This window comes from Enterobacter sp. PI-10 (genome assembly GCF_027947695.1).
In the GTDB taxonomy this organism is placed as follows: domain Bacteria; phylum Pseudomonadota; class Gammaproteobacteria; order Enterobacterales; family Enterobacteriaceae; genus Enterobacter; species Enterobacter vonholyi.
This window is the reverse complement of sequence record NZ_JAJNOG010000006.1, coordinates 74495-97379: the sequence shown is the minus strand read 5'-3', so window position 1 is coordinate 97379 and position 22885 is coordinate 74495. Positions and strand designations below refer to the sequence as shown.

The 22885-nt window shown below is 56.9% G+C and carries 22 protein-coding genes and 5 tRNA genes; 19 read left to right on the top strand and 8 right to left on the bottom strand.

Annotated features, from left to right (window positions below; genetic code table 11):
* Positions 1 to 37: 37 nt before the first annotated feature.
* Genes srlD through srlA form a run of 4 tightly spaced genes read right to left on the bottom strand, consistent with a single transcriptional unit; the run spans position 38 to position 2726 of the window.
* Positions 38 to 817 carry a sorbitol-6-phosphate dehydrogenase gene (srlD, locus tag LRM19_RS14415; protein ID WP_023294411.1) on the bottom strand — a complete coding sequence of 260 codons (780 nt, stop codon included), beginning with the start codon at positions 815 to 817 and terminating at the stop codon, positions 38 to 40.
* Positions 818 to 831: 14 nt separating this feature from the next.
* Entirely contained in the window at positions 832 to 1194 is a 363-nt protein-coding gene (gene srlB / locus LRM19_RS14410) for a PTS glucitol/sorbitol transporter subunit IIA (protein ID WP_008499554.1), read from the bottom strand.
* A 12-nt stretch (positions 1195 to 1206) separates the two neighbouring features.
* Entirely contained in the window at positions 1207 to 2166 is a 960-nt protein-coding gene (gene srlE / locus LRM19_RS14405; RefSeq protein WP_271369202.1) for a PTS glucitol/sorbitol transporter subunit IIB, read from the bottom strand.
* A complete protein-coding gene (srlA, locus tag LRM19_RS14400) occupies positions 2163 to 2726 on the bottom strand; it encodes a PTS glucitol/sorbitol transporter subunit IIC (RefSeq protein ID WP_003862164.1) in 564 nt (187 codons plus the stop codon). Before srlA ends, srlE begins: the two co-directional genes overlap by 4 nt.
* A 252-nt stretch (positions 2727 to 2978) precedes the next feature.
* On the opposite strand from srlA, the gene mltB reads away from it, so the two are divergent.
* From mltB to LRM19_RS14305, 19 genes are all read left to right on the top strand, one after another.
* Positions 2979 to 4079 (top strand): lytic murein transglycosylase B, encoded by a 1101-nt coding sequence (gene mltB, locus LRM19_RS14395; protein ID WP_271369201.1) that lies wholly within the window; start codon positions 2979 to 2981, stop codon positions 4077 to 4079.
* Positions 4080 to 4348: 269 nt separating this feature from the next.
* Positions 4349 to 5002, top strand: a complete 654-nt coding sequence (locus LRM19_RS14390; RefSeq protein ID WP_115876137.1) for a metal ABC transporter ATP-binding protein — start codon at positions 4349 to 4351, stop codon at positions 5000 to 5002.
* Complete coding sequence (locus LRM19_RS14385; protein ID WP_271369200.1) at positions 4999 to 5859, top strand: metal ABC transporter permease; 861 nt, start codon at positions 4999 to 5001, stop codon at positions 5857 to 5859. The genes LRM19_RS14390 and LRM19_RS14385 overlap by 4 nt, the downstream gene beginning before the upstream one ends.
* Before the next feature lie 14 nt (positions 5860 to 5873).
* Complete coding sequence (locus LRM19_RS14380) at positions 5874 to 6752, top strand: metal ABC transporter substrate-binding protein (RefSeq protein WP_271369199.1); 879 nt, start codon at positions 5874 to 5876, stop codon at positions 6750 to 6752.
* 129 nt (positions 6753 to 6881) lie between these two features.
* Positions 6882 to 7379, top strand: coding sequence for a nicotinamide-nucleotide amidase (pncC, locus tag LRM19_RS14375; RefSeq protein ID WP_032643004.1), 498 nt, complete (start codon positions 6882 to 6884; stop codon positions 7377 to 7379).
* An 89-nt stretch (positions 7380 to 7468) separates the two neighbouring features.
* The gene (gene recA, locus LRM19_RS14370; RefSeq protein WP_024907698.1) at positions 7469 to 8527 is read left to right on the top strand and encodes a recombinase RecA; all 1059 of its coding nucleotides are present in this window, start codon (positions 7469 to 7471) and stop codon (positions 8525 to 8527) included.
* Between the two features lie 69 nt (positions 8528 to 8596).
* Positions 8597 to 9097: a recombination regulator RecX gene (gene recX, locus LRM19_RS14365; RefSeq protein WP_111965498.1), complete on the top strand. Its 501-nt coding sequence runs from the start codon at positions 8597 to 8599 to the stop codon at positions 9095 to 9097.
* 131 nt (positions 9098 to 9228) lie between these two features.
* Positions 9229 to 11856, top strand: coding sequence for an alanine--tRNA ligase (alaS, locus tag LRM19_RS14360; protein ID WP_271369198.1), 2628 nt, complete (start codon positions 9229 to 9231; stop codon positions 11854 to 11856).
* A gap of 241 nt (positions 11857 to 12097) precedes the next feature.
* Positions 12098 to 12283, top strand: coding sequence for a carbon storage regulator CsrA (gene csrA, locus LRM19_RS14355; RefSeq protein ID WP_000906486.1), 186 nt, complete (start codon positions 12098 to 12100; stop codon positions 12281 to 12283).
* A gap of 342 nt (positions 12284 to 12625) precedes the next feature.
* Positions 12626 to 12718 (top strand) — tRNA-Ser (locus LRM19_RS14350).
* A gap of 4 nt (positions 12719 to 12722) precedes the next feature.
* Positions 12723 to 12799, top strand: a tRNA-Arg gene (locus LRM19_RS14345).
* A gap of 64 nt (positions 12800 to 12863) precedes the next feature.
* Positions 12864 to 12940: transfer RNA gene (locus LRM19_RS14340), tRNA-Arg, on the top strand.
* 29 nt (positions 12941 to 12969) lie between these two features.
* Positions 12970 to 13046: transfer RNA gene (locus tag LRM19_RS14335), tRNA-Arg, on the top strand.
* Positions 13047 to 13206: 160 nt separating this feature from the next.
* A tRNA-Arg gene (locus LRM19_RS14330) sits at positions 13207 to 13283 on the top strand.
* Between the two features lie 117 nt (positions 13284 to 13400).
* A complete protein-coding gene (gene yqaB / locus LRM19_RS14325; RefSeq protein WP_032648006.1) occupies positions 13401 to 13967 on the top strand; it encodes a fructose-1-phosphate/6-phosphogluconate phosphatase in 567 nt (188 codons plus the stop codon).
* The gene (locus LRM19_RS14320) at positions 13964 to 14392 is read left to right on the top strand and encodes a YqaA family protein (protein ID WP_008499541.1); all 429 of its coding nucleotides are present in this window, start codon (positions 13964 to 13966) and stop codon (positions 14390 to 14392) included. The genes yqaB and LRM19_RS14320 overlap by 4 nt, the downstream gene beginning before the upstream one ends.
* An 83-nt stretch (positions 14393 to 14475) precedes the next feature.
* Complete coding sequence (gene gshA, locus LRM19_RS14315; RefSeq protein WP_115876132.1) at positions 14476 to 16020, top strand: glutamate--cysteine ligase; 1545 nt, start codon at positions 14476 to 14478, stop codon at positions 16018 to 16020.
* Positions 16021 to 16173: 153 nt separating this feature from the next.
* The gene (gene luxS, locus LRM19_RS14310; RefSeq protein WP_008499539.1) at positions 16174 to 16689 is read left to right on the top strand and encodes an S-ribosylhomocysteine lyase; all 516 of its coding nucleotides are present in this window, start codon (positions 16174 to 16176) and stop codon (positions 16687 to 16689) included.
* A gap of 53 nt (positions 16690 to 16742) precedes the next feature.
* Entirely contained in the window at positions 16743 to 17507 is a 765-nt protein-coding gene (locus tag LRM19_RS14305; RefSeq protein ID WP_271369197.1) for an AraC family transcriptional regulator, read from the top strand.
* Here the strand turns inward: LRM19_RS14305 and leuA are convergent.
* The 4 genes from leuA to mprA form a co-directional block, all read right to left on the bottom strand.
* Entirely contained in the window at positions 17494 to 19149 is a 1656-nt protein-coding gene (leuA, locus tag LRM19_RS14300) for a 2-isopropylmalate synthase (protein ID WP_143345434.1), read from the bottom strand. The two genes, LRM19_RS14305 and leuA, sit on opposite strands and share 14 nt — an antisense overlap.
* 129 nt (positions 19150 to 19278) lie before the next feature.
* On the bottom strand, positions 19279 to 20826 hold the full coding sequence (emrB, locus tag LRM19_RS14295; protein ID WP_115876129.1) for a multidrug efflux MFS transporter permease subunit EmrB: 1548 nt from the start codon (positions 20824 to 20826) through the stop codon (positions 19279 to 19281).
* A 16-nt stretch (positions 20827 to 20842) separates the two neighbouring features.
* Complete coding sequence (gene emrA, locus LRM19_RS14290) at positions 20843 to 22015, bottom strand: multidrug efflux MFS transporter periplasmic adaptor subunit EmrA (RefSeq protein WP_045909303.1); 1173 nt, start codon at positions 22013 to 22015, stop codon at positions 20843 to 20845.
* A gap of 126 nt (positions 22016 to 22141) precedes the next feature.
* Complete coding sequence (gene mprA / locus LRM19_RS14285; protein WP_023333174.1) at positions 22142 to 22672, bottom strand: transcriptional repressor MprA; 531 nt, start codon at positions 22670 to 22672, stop codon at positions 22142 to 22144.
* Positions 22673 to 22885: the final 213 nt, after the last annotated feature.

Genomic DNA, 22885 nt, shown 5'->3' with positions numbered 1-22885 from the left:
GTGGAGAGGGGTAGGGTGAAGGCATCAGGCCGCTCGATCAGAACATTACCTGCCCGCCGGTGACGTTAATCGACTGCCCGGTGCAGTACGAGGCTTTCGGGCTGGCGTAAAACAGCAGCATGTTCAGCACGTCCTGATAATCGCACCCGCGCTTCAGCGGCACTTTATCGATGTAGTACTGCTCCACTTCCTCAGCCTTGATGCCGAGCTTGGTGGCATACTGAGGCAGCAGGGACTGGAACATCGGCGATTTCAGCAGGTTACCCAACATCAGCGAGTGCACGGTAATGCCGTACTCGGCCAGATCCAGCGCCAGAGACTGCGTCAGCCCCACGCCGCCAAACTTCGCCGCGCTGTAGCCGGAGTTGTGCTTGCTGCCCACTTTTCCTGATTTGGAGTTGATCTGAATGATGCGTCCCTGAATGCCGTCGCGGATCATCAGACGGGAAAACTCGCGGGCACAGAGGAAATAGCCCACCAGATTGACCTGCAGCGAGCGGTCAAAATCCCCCAGTTCGAAATCGCTGATAAAGGCCGCTTTCGCAATTCCCGCGCTGTAGACCAGCAGATCGGTACGCCCAAAAATCTCGTCCACGCCGCGGGCCAGCGCCATCACGCTCTGCTCGCTGGTGGCGTCGGCGCCAAACCCGTACGCCATTCCTTCGCCAAACTCGGTGTTAATGGTGTCCGCCACGCGGGCGGCTTTTTCACTCTGAATATCCACTACCGCCACGCGGTAGCCCTCTGCGGCAAGCCCACGGCAGAGGAACTCGCCTAAGGTTTGTCCTCCACCAATGACAACGGCAACCTGACTCATGTCTATCTCCTTAATTACGCAACAAATTTTAACGTGCAGCCTGGGGTGACAGCCTGCGGAACCGGGCCCGCCACGTGAACCGTACCGGGATACTCGGCCTGCGGCTGGCCGTCGAAACGCAGGGTGATGTGGCCCAGCTCGCGCAGGTTTTGCTCGGCCACGTCGCCGACGGCGGTCACGGCATAGCGCGCCTCGCCCAGCTCAAGCTGGCTACCGGCCTTCAGCTCACCGTTCAGCTCGCCGTGGCAGTGGATAAAGCAAAACTCTTCGATATCCGCAGGCGCCCCTTCGCGGAAGGTGATCAGCATCTGGTCGCTCAGCGCGTCGGCGGCGCTCTGGCCGATGCGGGTAATGGTGGTCTGGTAAATCACGGTCATTGCAGGAACCTCTTATTGATAAATAAAGCCGGAGACAAACCAGGCAATCAGCACCGTGGGCGCGCCCGTCAGGAAGCGGCTGACCAGCACGGACGGCACGCCCACGCGCACGGTGTCCTGGCGCGCTTCGGCCAGCGACAGCCCAACGGGGATGAAATCGCACGCCGCCTGGGCGTTAATGGCAAACAGGGCGGGCAGGGCGAGGTGCGGGGGAATGTTCCCCAGACCAATCTGCACGCCAATCAGCACGCCGATGACCTGAGCGATCACCGCGCCCGGGCCGAGGAACGGCGACAGCAGCGGGAAGGAACAGATCAGCGCCAGCGTCACCAGCCCGAGCGGGTGGCTGGCGAGCGGGGCGAGGCCGTGGGCAATCCAGTCGCCCAGGCCGGAGGCCATGATGATGCCGATCAGCGCCGAGACGAACGCCATAAACGGCAGAATGGTTTTCAGCACCGTGTCGATGGTGTCGCGCCCAGACTGGAAAAGCACCGCCACGGCGGAACCCATGCCCATCCCGACCTTCGCCAGCAGGCCGTCGCTCTGCTCGGTGATTTTCTTGCTGGTGTCGTACTCGCGCGGAGCCGCTTTTTGCGGTGCAGACGTCCCCTTCACCAGGGTGATGTTGTCTTCCTTAACGCCCGAGACATAAATGTCTTCGAGGATGTACTGCGCCAGCGGCCCGGATTTTCCGGTGGAGTGAATATTTACCGTCGGAATACGGCGCTTCGGATAGATACCGCAGCGCAGCGTGCCGCCGCAGTCGATCACCGCCACGCCAATTTCTGCTTCCGGCGGCTCGCCTTCTTTGAAGCCGTCGACCGCTTCCCAGCCGGTCAGCTCGCGCAGCCTGTCGACGATCGCCGGGCGGGTACCCGCGGTGATGTAAACAATCTTTTTGCCTTCGGTGGCGTCGAACTCCAGCGGGCCACCCCAGCCGCCCGTGCCTTTGTCAATGCGGATCCGGTTCATGCTGTGGCTCCTGAAAGATGGACCTTCTGTTCAAGCTGGATGCCCATTTTTTTCTCGAAAATAGCGGTGGTGAGGTCGGTCACCCAGCCGCGGAAGAAATTGGTCACCAGACCGACCAGCAGGTAGCTCACCGCCAGCGGGCCGAGCGGCAGGCCAAGCGTAGTAAGGCCGCTGGCGATCCCGAGATAAACGAACAGCTCGCCGGGGTTGATGTGCGGGAACAGGCCGTTCATCGAATGGCAGCTGTAGGAGGCGGCGGCGTAGTAGCTCGGCTTGTACTTTTCCGGCATAAAGCGGCCGAGGCTTAAGGTCATCGGGTTGCAGAACACGAAGGTGCCGATAAAGGGCAGTATCAGGTAGCGGGACAGCGGGTTTCCGGCGCAGCGCTGGGCGAAGCGTTCAATGCGCTGCTGGCCGATAAAGTTGATCAGCGCGTTCATGATGACCAGCAGGCTGATCAGCAGGGGCAGGATCCCGGTCACCATGCCGGTGAACACTTCTCCGCCTTTTTGAAATAGCCCGATGAACCACTCGGCGCCGTGGGTGATGGTTTCTATCATTCTTCTCTCCTGTGAGGCTTTTTTGTTTTTGTCTGGCTGGGCTAATAATAATCACTTTGAAAGGTTTTAAAGTGTTAATTAGATCTCACAATGAAAGAAAAATGGATTATTTTGAAAGTTTATTGGTGGGGCTAATGATTTTCGATGGAAAAAAGCGCGGATTTGCGTAGGGAAGGTGCGTACCGCTTCCTTGAGGTGTTGCGGATGCTTTACCATACTGGGTTCTTATCGAACCCGTTAAATGGATGTCTCATGTTCAAGCGTCGTTATGCAGCGCTGTTGCCTGCGCTTATTCTGCTGTCTGCCTGTAGTAGCAAACCTAAGACCGAAGCCGTTCAGCAAACGGCGGGCGCGCCTTCCGGAGGATTCCTGCTGGAGCCGCAGCACAATATGATGCAGATGGGGGGCGACTTCGCGGATAACCCGGCGGCCGAGCAGTTCATCGATAAAATGGTGAGCAAACACGGCTTTGACAGACAGCAGCTGCACGAAATTTTGTCTCAGGCGAAGCGTCTGGACTACGTGCTGCGTCTGATGGACAGACAGGCGCCGACGGCCCAGGTGCCGAGCGGGCCGAACGGCGCGTGGCTGCGCTATCGCAAGCAGTTTATTACTCCGGACAACGTGCAAAACGGCGTGGCGTTCTGGAATCAGTATGAAGAGGCGCTCAACCGCGCGTGGCAGGTGTACGGCGTACCGCCTGAAATCATCGTCGGGATTATCGGCGTGGAAACCCGCTGGGGCCGCGTGATGGGGAAAACCCGCATCCTGGATGCGCTGGCGACGCTCTCCTTTAACTATCCGCGCCGCGCGGAGTATTTCTCCTCCGAGCTGGAGACCTTCCTGCTGATGGCGCGCAACGAGCAGGACGATCCGCTCGATCTGAAAGGGTCGTTTGCCGGCGCGATGGGCTACGGGCAGTTTATGCCGTCGTCCTATAAACAGTATGCCGTCGACTTTAACGGAGATGGCCATATCAACCTGTGGGATCCGGTGGATGCCATCGGCAGCGTGGCGAACTACTTTAAAGCGCACGGCTGGGTGCCGGGCGGGCAAGTTGCGGTGCAGGCGAACGGCGAGGCGTTTGGGCTGGAAAACGGCTTTAAAACCAAATACAGCGTTGCACAGCTGACGGCGGCAGGCTTAACGCCAACCCAGCCGCTGGGCAATGTCGATCAGGTGAGTCTGCTGCGTCTGGATGTCGGGACGGGCTATCAGTACTGGTACGGTCTGCCGAATTTCTACACCATTACCCGCTATAACCACAGCACCCACTATGCGATGGCTGTATGGCAGCTGGGGCTGGCGGTATCGCAGGCCCGCGTGCCGGCGGCGTCACCGTTTAGTCAGTAAGTCACCTTATTCCCCCTCTCCCTGTGGGAGAGGGCTGGGGTGAGGGCACCCGCGCGCACCTATTTCCCTCAGAAACATTTCGCCACACTCCCTCTGCAAACCCGCCATTTACATCTTAACTCCCTTTTATTATTGTTATGTTATAACATTTAATTTGGTGTCGAGATGTCAACGTCCCTTTTCTCTCTGTCTGCTCCGGTTCGGCTTTTGCTGGCGCTGGTGTTGGTTGTCTTTATTGGGCTGGCCGTGCGCTGGGCGGTGGCATTGCCATGATTGTGATGAATGAACTGGTCGCGGGTTATGAACGCCAGCCCATTACGCGGCCCCTTTCGGGCACGATTGAGCGCGGAAGCATGACCGCCATTATCGGCGCTAACGGCTGCGGGAAATCCACGCTGCTGAAAACGCTGGCGGGGTTTATTCCTCCCGTCAGCGGCGGCTTTCGCTGGCAGGGGAAGCGCCCGGTAATCGGATGGCTGGCACAGCGCCACGCGCTTGAGGCGCAGTTTCCGCTGACCGTACAGGACGTGGTAAGCATGGGATGCTGGCCGGGCATTTCGCTGTTTTCCGGGTTTCGTCGCGAAGCGCGGCTGCGCCTTGCCAGCGCTCTTGAGCGCGTCGGACTGGAAACCATGGCGTTATCCACCATCGATGAGCTCTCCGGCGGGCAGTTCCAGCGCATGCTGTTTGCCCGCGTTCTGGTACAGCAGGCGCCGCTGGTGATGCTGGATGAGCCCTTTACCGGCGTCGATGAAGCCACCTGCAACGTGCTGATGGACGTGATGCTGGAGATGTATATGCAGGGGCAAACGCTGCTCGCGGTTCTGCACGACAGCGAGCGCGTGTCGCGCCATTTCCCGCAAACGCTGCGGCTGGATGCTGACGTGCCCCAGTGGAAAACCGAGCGGGTGAGGGTGGCATGATCTGGCATCTCTTTTTTCAGCCGTTTATTGAGTACGGCTTTATGCGTCGTGCCCTGGTGGTTTGCCTGGCGCTCTCGGTCAGCACCACCGCGCTCGGCGTGTTTCTTCAGCTGCGTCGGATGAGCCTGATGGGCGACGCCCTTTCTCACGCGATTTTGCCGGGTGTCGCCGTGGGGTATTTGCTCAGCGGTATGTCGCTGCTGGCGATGAGTATTGGCGGTTTTATCGCGGGAATTACCGTGGCGCTGCTGGCCGGTCTGGTCAGTCGACGCACGCCGCTTAAGGAAGATGCCAGCTTTGCCGGGTTTTATCTTGGCTCGCTGGCGCTGGGGGTCACGCTGGTGTCGCTGCGTGGGTCGAATGTCGATCTGCTGCATCTGCTGTTTGGCTCCATCCTCGCCGTGGACAACGACGCCGCGCTGTTTGTTACGGGCGTGTGCATGTTCACCCTTATCGTGCTGGCGATGTTCTATCGCGGACTGGTTACCGAAGCGTTTGACACCGCCTGGCTAGAGGTGAACGCCCGCTGGCTGCCCGGCCTGCTGCACGGACTGTTTCTGGCGCTGCTGGTCCTTAACCTGGTGGCCGGTTTTCAGGTGCTCGGCACGCTGATGGCCGTTGGTCTGATGATGCTGCCGGCTGTGGCAGCTCGCTGCTGGGTACGCACGCTACCGGCGTTACTCCTGATGGCGGGCATCAGCGGTATTTTTTGCGCATGGCTGGGGCTGAGCCTCTCCTGGGCGATGAGTCTTCCGGCCGGGCCATCCATCGTGCTCACCGCCAGCGCGCTGTTCTTTATTTCCATTTTATTGGGTACGCGAAGCAGGCTCGCTGGCAGCCTGCGGGCGTATTTTTAACGCAAGGGGAAACGATGAAGCGTACAGGATTAGCAGTGGCGCTCGCGCTGGGGATGATGTCGCACGGCGTGATGGCGAAAACGCTGAATGTGGTGACCAGCTTTTCGATACTGGGAGATATCACGCAGGAGGTGGGCGGTGACCATGTGAACGTGACGACGCTGGTCGGGCCGGACGGCGATCCGCATACCTTTGAACCGTCGCCGAAAGACAGCGCGGCGCTGAGCAAGGCCGATGTGGTGGTGGTAAACGGCCTGGGGCTGGAGGGCTGGCTCGATCGGCTGGTGAAGGCCTCCGGGTTCAAAGGACAGCTGGTCGTCGCCTCAGCCGGGGTGAAAACCCACACGCTTGAGGAAGATGGAAAGACCGTGACCGATCCGCACGCGTGGAACAGCGCGGCGAACGGGGCGCTGTATGCACAAAATATTCTGAACGGGCTGGTGAAAGCCGATCCGCAGGACAAAGCCGCGCTGGAAGCCTCCGGTAAACCGTATATCGCGCAGCTTAACCAGCTGGATAGCTGGGCCAAAACGCGCTTTAGCCAGATCCCGCAGGCGAAGCGTAACGTGTTGACCAGCCATGACGCGTTTGGCTATTTCAGCCGCGCCTACGGCGTGACGTTTATGGCGCCGCAGGGACTGTCGTCCGAGAGCGAGGCCAGCGCGTCGCAGGTTGCTGAGATTATCAATCAGATCAAAGCCGACGGCGTCAAAACCTGGTTTATGGAAAATCAGCTCGATCCGCGTCTGGTGAAGCAGATAGCGTCGGCGACGGGCGCACAGCCGGGGGGCGAACTGTATCCGGAAGCGCTGTCGGCAAAAGGCGGGGTGGCAGACACCTACGTTAAGGCATTTCGCCACAATGTGAACACCCTCGCCGACAGCATGAAATAACATTTCCACGGCCGGTGCGCCCGCATCGGCTTTTTTCTGAAGCTCCCTCGTAAAACCTGAAGTGCATCCCCACATCTGACGAGAAAGTGCTATCTTGTGCAGCACGTTTTTCTGATGCCTGGAGCGAGAATGACTGACCATGAATTGATGCAGCTTAGCGAGATTGTTGGTCTTGCGCTGAAGCAGCGTGGCGCGACAATCACCACCGCGGAATCCTGCACCGGCGGCTGGGTGGCGAAAGCGATTACCGATATTGCCGGCAGTTCCGCCTGGTTTGAACGCGGATTTGTGACCTACAGTAACGAAGCTAAAGCACAGATGATTGGCGTGCGCGAATCCACGCTTGAACAGCATGGCGCGGTCAGCGAACCGGTGGTGATCGAGATGGCCATTGGTGCGCTCAAAGAGGCGCGCGCAGATTACGCAATTTCCATTAGCGGCATTGCGGGCCCGGACGGCGGTAGCGACGTGAAGCCTGTCGGCACAGTCTGGTTTGGGTTTGCTACTTCTAAAGGCGAAGGCATCACCCGCCGGGAGTGCTTCAGCGGCGATCGCGAAAGCGTGCGTCGTCAGGCAACGGAATATGCGTTAAAAACGCTCTGGCAACAATTTCTACAAAACACTTGATACTGTATGACCATACAGTATAATTGCACCAACAGAACAGAAATCCACGGTGAAGCACAGTCGCTTCTCCCGGCATGACAGGAGTAATAATGGCTATCGACGAAAACAAACAGAAAGCGTTGGCGGCAGCACTGGGCCAGATCGAAAAGCAATTCGGTAAAGGCTCCATCATGCGCCTGGGTGAAGACCGTTCCATGGATGTGGAAACCATCTCCACCGGTTCGCTTTCTCTGGATATCGCGCTGGGCGCTGGCGGCCTGCCTATGGGCCGTATCGTAGAAATCTACGGGCCAGAGTCCTCCGGTAAAACCACCCTGACGCTGCAGGTCATTGCCGCGGCACAGCGCGAAGGTAAAACCTGTGCGTTTATCGATGCCGAGCACGCGCTGGACCCTGTGTATGCCCGTAAGCTGGGCGTCGATATCGACAACCTGCTGTGTTCTCAGCCGGACACCGGTGAGCAGGCACTGGAAATTTGTGACGCGCTGGCGCGTTCTGGTGCTGTTGACGTTATCGTGGTCGACTCCGTTGCCGCACTGACGCCAAAAGCCGAAATCGAAGGCGAAATCGGCGACTCTCATATGGGCCTTGCGGCTCGTATGATGAGCCAGGCGATGCGTAAGCTGGCGGGTAACCTGAAGCAGTCCAACACGCTGCTGATCTTCATCAACCAGATCCGTATGAAAATCGGCGTGATGTTCGGTAACCCGGAAACCACGACCGGGGGGAACGCCCTGAAATTCTACGCCTCTGTCCGTCTGGATATCCGCCGTATCGGCGCGGTGAAAGAGGGTGAGAACGTCGTCGGTAGCGAAACCCGCGTCAAGGTTGTGAAGAACAAAATCGCTGCGCCGTTCAAGCAGGCTGAGTTCCAGATCCTCTACGGCGAAGGTATTAACTTCTTCGGTGAGCTGGTTGACCTGGGCGTGAAAGAGAAGCTGATTGAAAAAGCGGGCGCCTGGTACAGCTACAACGGTGACAAGATTGGTCAGGGTAAAGCGAATGCCATCTCCTGGCTGAAAGAGAACCCGGCTGCGGCGAAAGAGATCGAGAAGAAAGTGCGTGAGCTTCTGCTGAACAACCAGGACTCCACGCCTGATTTCGCGGTTGATAGCGCGGATGCTGAAGAAACTAACGAAGACTTTTAATTCTCTCGTTTAACAATGAAGGGCTGCTGATGCGGCCCTTTTTGCATTTGTGAATCAGCAGGTTTTTTTATGAGTGAACCGACAACACGTCGACCCGCGTATGCACGCTTACTTGATCGCGCGGTGCGCATCCTGGCCGTCCGTGACCACAGCGAACAGGAGCTGCGGCGAAAACTGTCGGCGCCGGTGATGAGTAAAAACGGCCCGGAAGAGATTGATGCCGCCGCGGAAGATTATGACCGCGTCATCGCCTGGTGCTATGAGCATCGCTATCTTGATGACGAGCGTTTTGCCTCGCGGTTTCTCGCCAGCCGTGGCCGTAAAGGATACGGGCCCGCGCGCATCCGGCAGGAGCTAAACCAGAAAGGGGTAGCCCGGGAGTCCATCGAAAAAGCGATGCGCGAATGCGATATTGACTGGTGCGAACTGGCAAGAGAACAGGCGATTCGCAAGTACGGCGAGCCGCTGCCGCGTGAATTTTCAGAAAAAGTTAAAATCCAGCGCTTTTTGCTCTACCGCGGCTTTCTGATGGAAGATATTCAGGATATCTGGCGTAATTTTGCCGATTGAACGCATGCGGGATTTTACTTCCCACTAAAGAAAACTTATCTTATTCCCACTTTTTCCAGTAGCTGGTCTGTCCAACGGTTTACCGATACAGGCTGGCTACGACATTTCGTTAGCTTGATTTCAGGATAATTATGAGCAAGAGCACCGCTGAGATCCGTCAGGCGTTTCTCGATTTTTTCCATAGTAAGGGACACCAGGTTGTTGCCAGCAGCTCCCTGGTACCGAACAACGATCCGACTCTGCTGTTTACCAACGCCGGGATGAACCAGTTCAAGGATGTGTTCCTTGGTCTCGACAAGCGTAATTATTCCCGCGCCACAACCTCACAGCGTTGCGTGCGTGCGGGCGGTAAACACAACGACCTGGAAAACGTCGGTTACACCGCGCGTCACCACACCTTCTTCGAAATGCTGGGTAACTTCAGCTTCGGCGACTACTTCAAACACGATGCCATTCAATATGCGTGGGAACTGCTGACCGGTGAAAACTGGTTCAACCTGCCGAAAGAGCGTCTGTGGGTTACCGTCTATGAAACCGATGACGAAGCCTACGAAATCTGGGAAAAAGAAGTCGGGATCCCGCGCGAGCGTATTATTCGCATCGGCGATAACAAAGGCGCGCCTTACGCGTCCGACAACTTCTGGCAGATGGGTGATACCGGTCCTTGCGGTCCGTGCACCGAGATCTTCTACGATCACGGCGACCACATCTGGGGTGGCCCTCCAGGAAGCCCGGAAGAAGACGGCGATCGCTACATTGAGATCTGGAACATCGTCTTCATGCAGTTCAACCGTCAGGCCGACGGTACGATGGAGCCGCTGCCGAAGCCTTCCGTTGATACCGGTATGGGCCTGGAGCGTATTGCCGCGGTTCTGCAGCACGTTAACTCCAACTATGAGATTGACCTGTTCAGCACCCTGATCAAAGCCGTTGCCGAAGTCACCGGCGCGACCGATCTGAACAACAAATCGCTGCGCGTTATCGCGGACCACATTCGTTCCTGCGCGTTCCTGATTGCAGACGGCGTTATCCCGTCGAATGAAAACCGTGGCTACGTGCTGCGTCGTATCATTCGTCGTGCTATTCGTCACGGCAACATGCTGGGCGCGAAGGACACCTTCTTCTACAAACTCGTTGGGCCACTGATCGGCGTGATGGGTTCAGCCGGTGACGAGCTGAAACGCCAGCAGGCGCAGGTTGAGCAGGTTCTGAAAACCGAAGAAGAGCAGTTTGCCCGTACTCTGGAGCGCGGTCTGGCGCTGCTGGACGAAGAGCTGGCGAAGCTCAAGGGCGACACGCTGGATGGCGAAACAGCTTTCCGCCTGTACGATACCTATGGCTTCCCGGTTGACCTGACGGCGGACGTTTGCCGCGAGCGCAACATCAAAGTTGACGAAGCGGGCTTCGAAGCCGCGATGGAAGAGCAGCGCCGTCGTGCGCGTGAGTCCAGCGGTTTCGGTGCAGACTACAACGCGATGATCCGCGTTGATAGCGCGTCTGAATTCAAAGGTTATGACGCGCTGGAACTGACCGGCAAAGTGACCGCCCTGTTTGTTGACGGCAAAGCCGTGGACAGCATCAGCGCGGGTCAGGATGCGGTTGTCATTCTGGACAAAACGCCGTTCTACGCCGAATCCGGCGGTCAGGTTGGTGATAAAGGCGAACTGAAGGGCAATGGCTTTAGCTTCAGCGTCAGCGACACCCAGAAATACGGTCAGGCGATTGGTCACCAGGGCAAACTGGTTTCCGGTTCTCTGAAAGTGGGCGAGGGCGTCCAGGCTAACGTTGATGAAGCTCGCCGCGCGCGCATTCGTCTGAACCACTCGGCAACCCACCTGATGCACGCTGCCCTGCGCGATGTGCTCGGTACCCACGTTGCACAGAAAGGTTCTCTGGTTAACGACAAAGTGCTGCGCTTCGACTTCTCTCATTTTGAAGCGATGAAGCCGTCTGAAATCCGTGCGGTGGAAGATCTGGTGAACGCGCAGATCCGTCGTAACCTGCCAATCGAGACCCACATCATGGATCTCGAGGACGCGAAGAAAAAAGGTGCGATGGCGCTGTTTGGCGAGAAATACGACGAACGTGTTCGCGTGCTGAGCATGGGCGACTTCTCTACCGAGCTGTGCGGCGGTACACACGCCTCGCGCACCGGTGACATCGGCCTGTTCCGTATTGTTTCCGAGTCGGGTACGGCGGCAGGCGTGCGTCGTATTGAAGCGGTGACCGGTGAAGGTGCGATTGCCAGCCTGCATGCGCAGAGCGATCAACTGCACGATATCGCGCAGCTGCTGAAAGGCGATAGCCAGAACCTGGGCGAGAAAGTGCGCGTTGCGCTGGATCGCACGCGTCAGCTGGAAAAAGAGCTGCAGCAGCTGAAAGAGCAGGCTGCGGCGCAGGAGAGTGCAAACCTCTCCAGCAAGGCTGTAGACATTAAGGGCGTCAAACTGCTGGTCAGCGATCTGGCGGGCGTTGAGCCTAAGATGCTGCGTACTATGGTCGACGATCTCAAGAACCAGCTTGGTTCTACCGTTATCGTGCTGGCGACAGTGGCAGAAGGTAAGGTTTCTCTGATTGCGGGCGTATCTAAGGATGTGACCGACCGCGTAAAAGCAGGGGAACTGATTGGTATGGTCGCTCAGCAGGTGGGCGGCAAGGGTGGCGGTCGTCCGGACATGGCGCAAGCCGGTGGTACGGATGCGGCGGCACTCCCTGCAGCATTGGCCAGCGTTGAAAGCTGGGTAAGCGCGAAACTGTAATAACTACAAAGCACAAGCAGACGCCATAGCGGTAACGTTATGGCGTCTTGTTCACTGTGCTATCGATAACGATAAAGTCAGGTTGAGTTTGTGTATATCGGCTAAACTTACGTTTAACAGAATGTGATGCCGTGACTGCTTACACTTTACGTGTTTGTCATCGCTTACTTTTTGGCGTTATATGATGGATAATGCCGGGATACAAGAGACCCGACTCTTTTAATCTTTCAAGGAGCAAAGAATGCTGATTCTGACTCGTCGAGTTGGTGAGACCCTCATGATTGGGGATGAGGTCACCGTGACAGTTTTAGGGGTAAAGGGTAACCAGGTACGTATTGGTGTTAACGCTCCTAAAGAAGTATCTGTCCACCGTGAAGAGATCTACCAGCGTATCCAGGCTGAAAAATCCCAGCAGTCCAGTTACTGATATTGTCGCGTCTCGCTGTCGGGCGAGACGCAACCCTCCTGTCATTTTTCCTGCTCAAAGTTACCGTTTAATTTCAATCGCTCTCTTTTTAACCGCTCCATAACCCTTAACTCGTCCTATCGCCGCCTTTTATGCATAGGTTTTCTGTGAAGAAGCCTGCAAAATCCGCTTATAAAACACCCTCTTTGCGGCTTTTACATGCGAATTGCGTGTGATTTGTGCAAACGATAAAAGCTTTTGGAAAATTGTTTGACTTATAAGTCCCAGAAAGTAATATATGCGCCACGCAGCGACGAGAAGCTCTTAACGAGTTGCTCGAAGCACTCGAAAGAGGCGTTGTGTGGTGAGGTGGCCGAGAGGCTGAAGGCGCTCCCCTGCTAAGGGAGTATGCGGTCAAAAGCTGCATCCGGGGTTCGAATCCCCGCCTCACCGCCATTTTGCATCCGTAGCTCAGCTGGATAGAGTACTCGGCTACGAACCGAGCGGTCGGAGGTTCGAATCCTCCCGGATGCACCATCTATTACTTCATATTGCTTTAGAAGTGATATGAATATCGAGCAGTACAGTAGTAAATCCCGATGCATCCGTAGCTCAGCTGGATAGAGTACTCGGCTACGAACCGAGCGGTCGGAGGTTCGAATCCTCCCGGATGCACCATTTACTATTTCTGAAAGCAGCACCCTGATGCATCCGTAGCTCAGCTGGATAGAGTACTCGGCTACGAACCGAGCGGTCGGAGGTTCGAATCCTCCCGGATGCACCATATTCTCCGAGACAACAGTTATGCTGTTGTTTCAAGGTCTGCGAGTTAATCGCAAGCACCAGGGAGGATAACGTTGCTTTAGCAACGGCCCGAAGGGCGAGGCGCAGCCGAGTAATCCTCCCGGATGCACCATTTACTGTTTCTGAAAGCATTTCCCGATGCATCCGTAGCTCAGCTGGATAGAGTACTCGGCTACGAACCGAGCGGTCGGAGGTTCGAATCCTCCCGGATGCACCATCTTCTCCTTCTTTGTTTATTCCTTCGACGTTCCGTCAGCAATCACACTCTCAGTCAGCGACAAAAACCACCATTTACGATAAAGTAATGCTTTGTTAATCGTTTAGCGAGAGCACGATGTACGCACAGTATGACGGTTTGATCTTCGATATGGATGGCACTCTCCTGGATACCGAACCCACGCATCGTCAAGCCTGGACAGACGTCCTGGGCCGCTACGGTATGCGTTTCGATCTTCAGGCGATGATTGCCCTCAACGGATCTCCCACCTGGCGTATTGCACAGGCCGTGATTGAACTGAATCAGGCCGATCTCGACCCGCACCTGCTCGCGCGCGAAAAAACCGATGCAGTAAAAGCCATGCTTTTAGATACCGTACGCCCTCTGCCGCTGATTGATGTGGTAAAAGAGTGGCACGGGCGTCGCCCGATGTCGGTAGGAACAGGCAGCGAAAGTGCGATTGCAGAAGCTTTGCTCAATCATCTTGGCCTGCGCCACTATTTTTCTGCCGTGGTCGCCGCCGATCATGTTAAACATCACAAGCCCGCACCGGACACCTTCCTGCTTTGCGCAGAATTAATGGGCGTCCCGGCCGCAAAATGCGTCGTGTTTGAAGATGCCGATTTCGGCATCCAGGCCGCGCGTGATGCCGGAATGGATGCGGTGGATGTACGCTTACTGTGAGTGACGCGCTGTCACTTGCCTCATTATTCGCCAGCAGTTTTTTAAGCGCCACGCTGTTACCGGGAAATTCGGAAGTGGTGCTGGTGGCGATGCTGTTGTCCGGCGTGAGTCAGCCCTGGCTGCTTGTATTAATAGCAACAATGGGTAATAGCCTTGGAGGGCTGACTAACGTTATTCTTGGGCGTTTCTTTCCGCTGCGTGAAAAATCGCGCTGGCAGGAAAAGGCAGTCGGCTGGCTAAAACGCTATGGCGCTGCCACGCTGTTATTAAGCTGGATGCCTGTAATAGGCGATTTACTGTGTCTGCTGGCGGGATGGATGCGCATCTCCTGGGGACCGGTGCTCTTTTTTTTGTGCCTTGGCAAGGCGTTGCGCTATGTTCTCGTGGCGTGGGCAACACTACAGGGTATGACGTGGTGGCACTAATTGGTGGAATGAATACGCGACCTTCAATCGTCAACCATTACAATTATGCTGAGTAACATTACTTTGACAGGCGGGAGGTCAATTTGATCCCGGACGTATCTCAGGCGCTGGCCTGGCTGGAAAACCACCCTCAGGCATTGAAGGGTATTCAGCGTGGTCTTGAGCGTGAAACGCTGCGCGTTAACGCGGACGGCAGTTTAGCGACGACGGGTCACCCGAAGGCGTTAGGCTCGGCGCTGACACATAAATGGATCACAACCGATTTCGCTGAAGCGCTGCTGGAGTTCATCACCCCAGTAGAGGGTGATATTGATCATATGCTGACGATCATGCGCGATATCCATCGTTATACCGCGCGCAACCTAGGCGACGAACGTATGTGGCCCCTCAGCATGCCGTGCTATATCGAGCAGGGCCAGGAGATTGAGCTGGCGCAGTACGGCACGTCAAATATCGGCCGGCTGAAAACGCTCTATCGTGAAGGGCTGAAAAACCGCTACGGCGCGTTGATGCAGACGATCTCGGGTGTGCATTACAACTTCTCGCTGCCAATGGCATTCTGGCAGGCGAAATGCGGTGAAACGGATAAAGACGCGATCTCGGAGGGCTATTTCCGCCTCATCCGCAACTATTACCGTTTCGGCTGGGTGATCCCGTATCTGTTTGGTGCCTCCCCGGCGATCTGTTCTTCGTTCCTGCAGGGGAAACCGACCACGCTGCCGTTCGAGAAGACCGAGTGCGGAATGTACTATCTTCCGTACGCCACCTCTCTGCGGCTGAGCGATCTCGGTTATACCAATAAATCGCAAAGCAATCTCGGTATTACGTTTAACGAATTGCACGAATATGTGGCAGGATTGAAGCGGGCGATCAAAACCCCGTCGGAAGAGTACGAGAAAATCGGCCTCGAAAAAGACGGTAAGCGCCTGCAAATTAACAGCAATGTGCTGCAGATTGAAAACGAGCTGTATGCGCCTATTCGTCCTAAGCGCGTGACGCGCAGCGGCGAAACCCCGTCGGATGCGCTGCAGCGCGGTGGGATCGAATACATTGAAGTGCGCTCGCTGGATATCAACCCGTTCTCACCGATTGGCGTTGATGAGCAGCAGGTTCGCTTCCTGGATCTGTTTATGGTCTGGTGCGTGCTGGCGGATGCGCCGGAAATGAGTTCAGACGAACTGCTCTGTACCCGAACAAACTGGAACCGCGTTATTCTGGAAGGACGTAAACCGGGTCTGACGCTGGGTATCGGCTGCGAAACGGCACAGTTCCCGCTGACGAAAGTCGGTAAAGATCTGTTCCGCGATCTGAAGCGAGTTGCCCGGACGATGGACAGCATCGACGGTGGCGACGCATATCAACAGATTTGCGACCAGCTGGTAGCGTGCTTTGATAACCCGGAACTGACATTCTCAGCGCGTATTCTGCGTTCTATGATCGATCAGGGCATTGGTGGTACGGGTCGCTCACTTTCGGCGGAGTACCGTGAAATGCTGATACAGGAGCCGTTAGAAATCCTGAGCGAATCAGATTTTGTCGCGGAACGCGAAGCGTCCGTGGTGCGTCAGAAAGAGGTTGAAGCGGCGGATACCGAGTCGTTTGAGGCGTTTCTGGCGAAGCAGGCTTAAGCAGAAAAGAAAAAGGCCACATCGCTGTGGCCAAAATATACATCTCTGAATTCAGGGATGATGATAACAAATGCGCGTCTTTCATATACTCAGACGCGCATTCTGTAGAAGAGTTCAGTTTATTTTAAAAAAAATCACTGTCGGAGGTGACGTATGCCGTTATTAGATAGCTTTACTGTCGACCATACCCGTATGGAAGCACCTGCAGTCCGCGTGGCGAAGACCATGCACACCCCGCACGGCGACACGATCACCGTTTTCGATCTGCGTTTCTGCGTGCCAAATAAAGAAGTGATGCCGGAGAAAGGTATTCACACTCTGGAGCACTTATTCGCCGGTTTTATGCGTGACCACCTGAACGGCAACGGCGTTGAGATCATCGATATCTCTCCGATGGGCTGCCGTACCGGTTTCTACATGAGCCTGATTGGTCAGCCTGAAGAGAAACGTGTGGCAGATGCCTGGAAAGCGGCGATGGAAGACGTGCTGAAGGTGAAAGAGCAAAACCAGATCCCTGAGCTGAACGTTTACCAGTGCGGTACTTACCAGATGCACTCTCTGGAAGAAGCGCAGGAAATCGCGCGCCACATCATCGAGCGTGATGTTCGCGTGAACAGTAACGAAGAGCTGGCCCTGCCAAAAGAAAAGCTGCAGGAACTGCACATCTAGTGCACCTTTTCCCTCTCCCTCAGGGAGAGGGTAGGGTGAGGGTTGTTTAACCCATGACCACAACTTCGACTTTTTCCTTTATCCATCGTCCCCTCGTTCCGTTTGCACATGATTACATTCATGGTGACAGCGAGCCGTGGCACAAGCACGACTGCGCGCAGCTGCTGCACACCCTGAGCGGCGTGGTACGGGTGGATACCGCATCTGGCTGTTGGGTTGTGCCTCCCGGTCGCGGCGTCTGGCTGCCTGCGGGGACTCGCCACTCGCTTCGCATCACCGGCAACGTGGCGGCGCGAACGCTGTTTATCGATCCGCTGGCGCGGGCCGATCTCCCGGCCACCTGCCAGATCGTGCAGATAACGCCGCTGCTGCGCGAGCTGATCCTCGTCTGCCTTGCTTTACCTGAATCGTACTCACCCGGAAGCCGGGATGAGCGCGTCTATGAGCTCATTCTCGATGAAATCCGCACTATGCCGGTGCTGCCGTTTCACCTGCCGGAGCCGGAAAGTGAGGCGCTACGTCGCCTGTGTCTGCAAATCCGGCAACACCCGGGTGAAAGCTGGTGCAGCGCGCAGGCCGCGAGCATGATGAACGTGAGTGAGCGCACCCTGAACCGCCATTTTCAGCAGCAGACGGGATTAAGCTACGGCGAGTGGCTGAGAAGGGCGCGCCTGCTGGAAGCCTTAGTGCGGCTGGCGCAGGGCCAGCCGGTATTACGCGTGGCGCTGGATCTGGGATACGGCAGCCACAGCGCCTTTACGGCGATGTTTCGCCGGGTGATGGGCATCTCCCCCAGCGATTACTTTAAGAACGACTGACGGCGTTAAACAGCGCCTGAAGCGACGCGCGCGCCACGTCGCTGTCAATGCCTACGCCCCAGCGGCTGCTGCCGTCCTGGAACAGGCAGCGGATGTAGGCCACCGACCGGCTGTCGCTGCGTTCGCCTAACGTATGCTCGTGGTAATCCTTTATCACGAACGGGGCGTTGACCCAGCGGCTTAAGCCGTGAGCGGCGGCGGAGAGCAGACCGTTACCCTGACCCTCCAGCTGGCGCGTTCCTCCCTGTGTGGCGACGCTGGCCGTCAGACGCAGCTGGCCGTCCTGCTGGCTGTCGCTGCGGTAGGATTGCAGCGCAAAGTGCGGCGTTGCCACCAGGCCGTAGCGGGCGCGGAAGAGCTGCCACAGCGCATTATGCGTCATCTCTTTTCCGTGGCGATCGGTTTCCTGCTGCACGTGCAGGCTGAAATCCTGCTGAAGGGCGCGAGGTAATTTCAGGCCATGATTCTGTTCGATGAGCCATGCGCTGCCGCTTTTTCCTGACTGGCTGTTTACGCGGATCACCGCTTCGTAGGTGCAGCCGATGTCCTGGGGATCGACGGGAAGGTAAGGCATCTCCCAGCGATCGCCTGGCCTGCGGGCATCAAAGCCTTTTTTGATCGCGTCCTGATGCGAGCCGGAGAAGGCGGTATAGGCCAGCCGTCCTGCCCACGGATGGCGCGGGTGCACCGGCAGCTGGTTGCAGGTTTCCACCACTTCCACCACCCGATTCATATCGCTAAAGTCCAGATTCGGGCTAACCCCCTGGCTGTAGAGGTTCATCGCCAGCGTTACCAGGCAGACGTTGCCCGTACGTTCCCCGTTACCAAACAGACAGCCCTCCACGCGGTCAGCCCCCGCCATTACGGCCAGCTCCGCGCAGGCGACGCCGGTACCGCGGTCGTTATGCGGATGCACGCTGATGCAGACGTCGCGGCGGCGGCTAAAGTGGCGACAGAAGTACTCGATCTGGTCGGCATAGACGTTCGGCGTGCTCACTTCGACGGTGGCGGGTAAGTTGATCACCATAGGCCGTTCGTCGCACGGCTGCCAGATCTCCGCCACCGCTTCACAAATCTCCAGCGCAAACTCCGGCTCGGTAAAGCAGAAGGTTTCCGGAGAGTATTCATACTGCCAGCGGGTGTCGGGATTTTCCTCACACAGCTGGCGAATAAGCCGCGTCGCGCGCGTCGCCAGCTCAACGATTTGCGCTTTCTCCATGCCGAAGACCAGGCGGCGGAACAGCGGGGCGGTGGCGTTATACAGATGCACGGTGGCCTGCTTTGCGCCGCGCAGGGATTCAAAAGTGCGATGGATGAGATCTTCCCGCGCCTGGGTTAATACCTGAATCGTCACGTCATCCGGGATGCGGTTCTCTTCAATCAGCTGGCGAACGAAGTTGAAATCCGTCTGCGAGGCTGAAGGAAAAGCCACCTCAATTTCTTTGAATCCGCAGCCCAGCAGCAAATCCCAGAACTGCAGCTTGCGGGTGCTGTCCATCGGCTCGGCAAGGGCCTGGTTGCCGTCGCGCAGGTCGGTTGAGAGCCAGCGCGGCGCGCGGGTGATGCGTTGCTCCGGCCAGCGGCGGTCGGGCAGGGAAAGGGTCGGATAGGGTTGGTACTTGTCGGCGGGTGTGTTCAGCATGATGCGCTCCTGTTGTCTTTTCACTATCGTGAATTGATTACAGGAGCGCTGCTTTATCGAAACTGACAATCGCTGTCGCGTTCTGGACAACCGGGGCGGTTGCCCTGTGGCGGCTACCAGCGCAGAGGATTAATGCGCACCACCGCCGCCGCCGCCGGCACCAAACGGCGGTCTGGCAAACCACACCAGCCCCAGCAGGATGATAAAGATCCCTGCCGATATCCAGAAAATCTCGTTGGCCGAGATAATTAGCCCCTGGTTGGTGATCTGCTGGGCAATCCAGCCGGACGCCTGCTGCTCCGTCATTCCCATCCCCTGAAGCTGGCTATACATCTGCTGAGCATTCGGGTTGTACGGGTTCACCGCTTCGGTCAGCTGGGCGTGGTGCATCGATTCACGGTTCGTCCACAGGGTGGTGGTGATCGACGTACCGATGGAGCCCGCCAGCGTACGGGTGAAGTTCGACAGGCTAGACGCGGCCGCCAGACGCTCGGGCGGTAAGCCAGAGAGCGTGATGGTAGTCAGCGGCATAAAGAAGCACGCGACCGCGAAGCCCTGAATGAACTGCGGCCACGCAGAGGCGCCAAAGTCCATTCCTGGCTCAAAGGTATACGCACGCCAGTAGAAGCACACCGCATACATGATGAAGCTGAACGTCACAAGACGGCGCATGTCGAGCTTATGGGCGAAGCGGCCAATTATCGGCGACAGCAGGACCGGGATCACCCCGACCGGCGCTGAGGCCAGACCCGCCCAGGTTGCGGTATAGCCATACACCTCCTGCAATAGCTGCGGCAGCAGAACAATCGCGCCGAAGTAGAGCATATAGGCGAGGCTGATACACAGACATCCAATGGTAAAGTTTCGCGACTTAAACAGCGAGAGATCGACTATCGGGTTGTCGTCCGTCAGCTCCCAGACGATCAGGAAGCTTATCGACACCACCGCGACAATGGTCAGGATGATAATTTCCTGCGAGTTGAACCAGTCGAGCTCTTTACCGCGGTCGAGCATGATCTGCAGACTGCCGATACCCAGGATCAGCAGCGCCAGCCCGATGCTGTCGATTCGCCGCTGTTCGGTGCGGGTCTCACGTCCCCGCAGCGACTGCAGCGTCATTAATACCACGACGGCGCCAATCGGTACGTTGATGAAGAAGATCCAGCCCCAGTGGTAGTTATCGCTGATGTACCCGCCCAGAATCGGTCCGCAGATAGGCGCGACGATAACGGTCATCGACCAGAGCGCCAGCGCGACGGAACGTTTTGCGGGAGGGTAGTTGCTCAGCAGCAAACTCTGGGAAAGCGGGATCAGCGGCCCGGCGACAATCCCCTGAATGACGCGGAAGAAAATCAGCATCGTCAGGCTGCTGGACATGCCGCACGCCCACGAGGCCAGTACAAACGCCACCGTGGACCAGAGGAACAGCTTCACCTCACCGACGCGCTTTGCCAGCCAGCCGGTAATCGGAATGGAGATGGCGTTTGCCACCCCAAACGAGGTAATGACCCAGGTCCCCTGGCTCAGCGACGAGCCAAGGTTACCGGCAATGGTCGGGATCGCCACGTTTGCGATGGTGGAGTCCAGCACCTGCATGAATGTCGCCAGCGACAGCGCTATGGTCATAATGACCAGCTGCGCCCCTTCCAGCGGTTTTTGCGGCTTTTGCTGTTGCATAACGCTCACCTTCGGATTAACCGGCGTTTGCCTTCACGATGTCATCGATCAGCTTGTTGACCGGATCGAGGCTAATTTCACGGGCGTTACTTTCATAAGCCGGGCTGCTGCGCACCTGGCTTGCCAGGATCTGACCGTCGCGGTTGGCGGTGTCAACGGTCACCAGCGTAGAGAGGCCGATACGCAGCGGGTGATCCGCCAGCTGTTTGGCATCCAGTTCGATACGCACGGGCAGACGCTGAACCACTTTGATCCAGTTACCGGTGGCGTTCTGCGCAGGCAGCAGGGAGAAGGCGCTGCCGGTCCCCATATCCAGGCCGACCACTTTACCGGTGTACTTCACGTCATCGCCGTAAATGTCGCTGACAACCGTCGCGGTCTGGCCGATACGCATATGGGCAAGCTGCGTCTCTTTAAAGTTGGCGTCGACCCAAAGATTGTCTGCCGGCACGACCGCCATCAGCGGCGTGGTTGGGCTAATCTGCGCTCCTGGCTGGACGGAACGACGGGAGACATAGCCGGTCATCGGGCTGACGATTTTGGTACGCTGCAGGGCAAGCCACGCGTTGCGCACTTCGGTCGCCGCCTGCTGTACGGCGGGCTGGTTTTCCAGGCTGGTGCCCAGCACCATCGCCTGGTTGGCGTTGTACTGTTGAATGGCCACATCCAGCTGTGCCTGAGCGCTGGCAACGGCATCGCGGGCGTGCTGCAGCTCTTCACGGCCAATCAGGTTGGCGGTGCCGAGCGGCACGCGGCGGTTCAGGTCGCTCTGCGCCTGCGCCAGCGCTGTTTTCTGCACGTCGATGTTGGCCTGCAGCTGTTTGCTGTTGATCATCAGCTGGCGGGTCTGACGGACGCTGGAGGCCAGCGCGGTCTGTGCTTTTTCAAAAGCCTGCTGGGCGTCGGTTGGATCGAGGGTCACCAACACATCGCCTTTTTGCACAAAGTCGGTATTGTCAGCCCAGACTTTCGTCACGCTGCCCGACACCTGCGCCATAATTTGTACCTGGTTCCCTGCCACGTACGCGTCGTCAGTCTCTTCAGCATGACGCAGTACTAAAAACCAATAGATCCCATATGCCACGGCAATAATGATAAAGAGCAAGGTCAACAGAAGAAGGGCGCTCTTACGTTTGCCTTTCTTATTGGCCGGTTGCTGCGGGGTAGTGCTCTCCGCATTTGCGCTCATTGTTGTTCTCCACGATCTTCTTATTTTCACATCGGCTGAGCCGACCTGTTGTCAGAAAGGCCAGCAGTGTGACGTGCTGGCCTGTCGGTTTTCTTATGAATCAGGAATGGTGAGCGTGTCGTCGCGTTAGCGCAGCGCCTCAAGAACGGCGCCGTCTTCATCCATCTGGTCCAGACGGGTGAGCAGCTTGCGAGTGATGTGCTCAAGCTGGTCGCGCTCGGCGGTGCTGAGGACAGACCAGAGTTTGTGCAGGCAATTGTGCTGCGGTGGCAGCACCTCGCGCAGGAACTGGTGACCTTTATCGGTCAGTTGCAGATGCAGGCAGCGGCGATCGTTGTCGCTTTCGCGGCGCTCAATCCAGCCACGCTTTTCGAGTTCATCGGCAATACGGGTCGCATTGGTACGGGAGGAGCCCAGCGCGCAGCTCAGTTCGGAAGGCTGAATGCTGTGATTTTCCTGAGACTCCAGCGTGATCAACGCCATAAACAATGTCTCGTTAATCCCTTGAGCTTTCAGCATTTTATTACGGTTTTCCAGCAGCTTACCCTGCATGTGCATGCACAGGCGAGTCAGCAGGATTTCCTGGTACGGAAAGTCCTCATGGCGACTGGCGCGGAATTTAAGCATTTGTTCAATGGGCGTAAACGAACTATCCATTTGGGCATAACCTCATTAATTACAGCCGATATAGTAACGACGGTGACAAATAATGTAAATGAATTATTTGTGCGGTTATATCCGCCAAACTTATGTCACCATCAGAAAGCGCCGGGTAAGTCCGTGACCCGGTGAGCACAGAAAGCGTAGGGTATGAACCCGCTGAGGAGAGGATGTGAGGACGGGGGTCTGAACTATTCATGCCAATTGTAA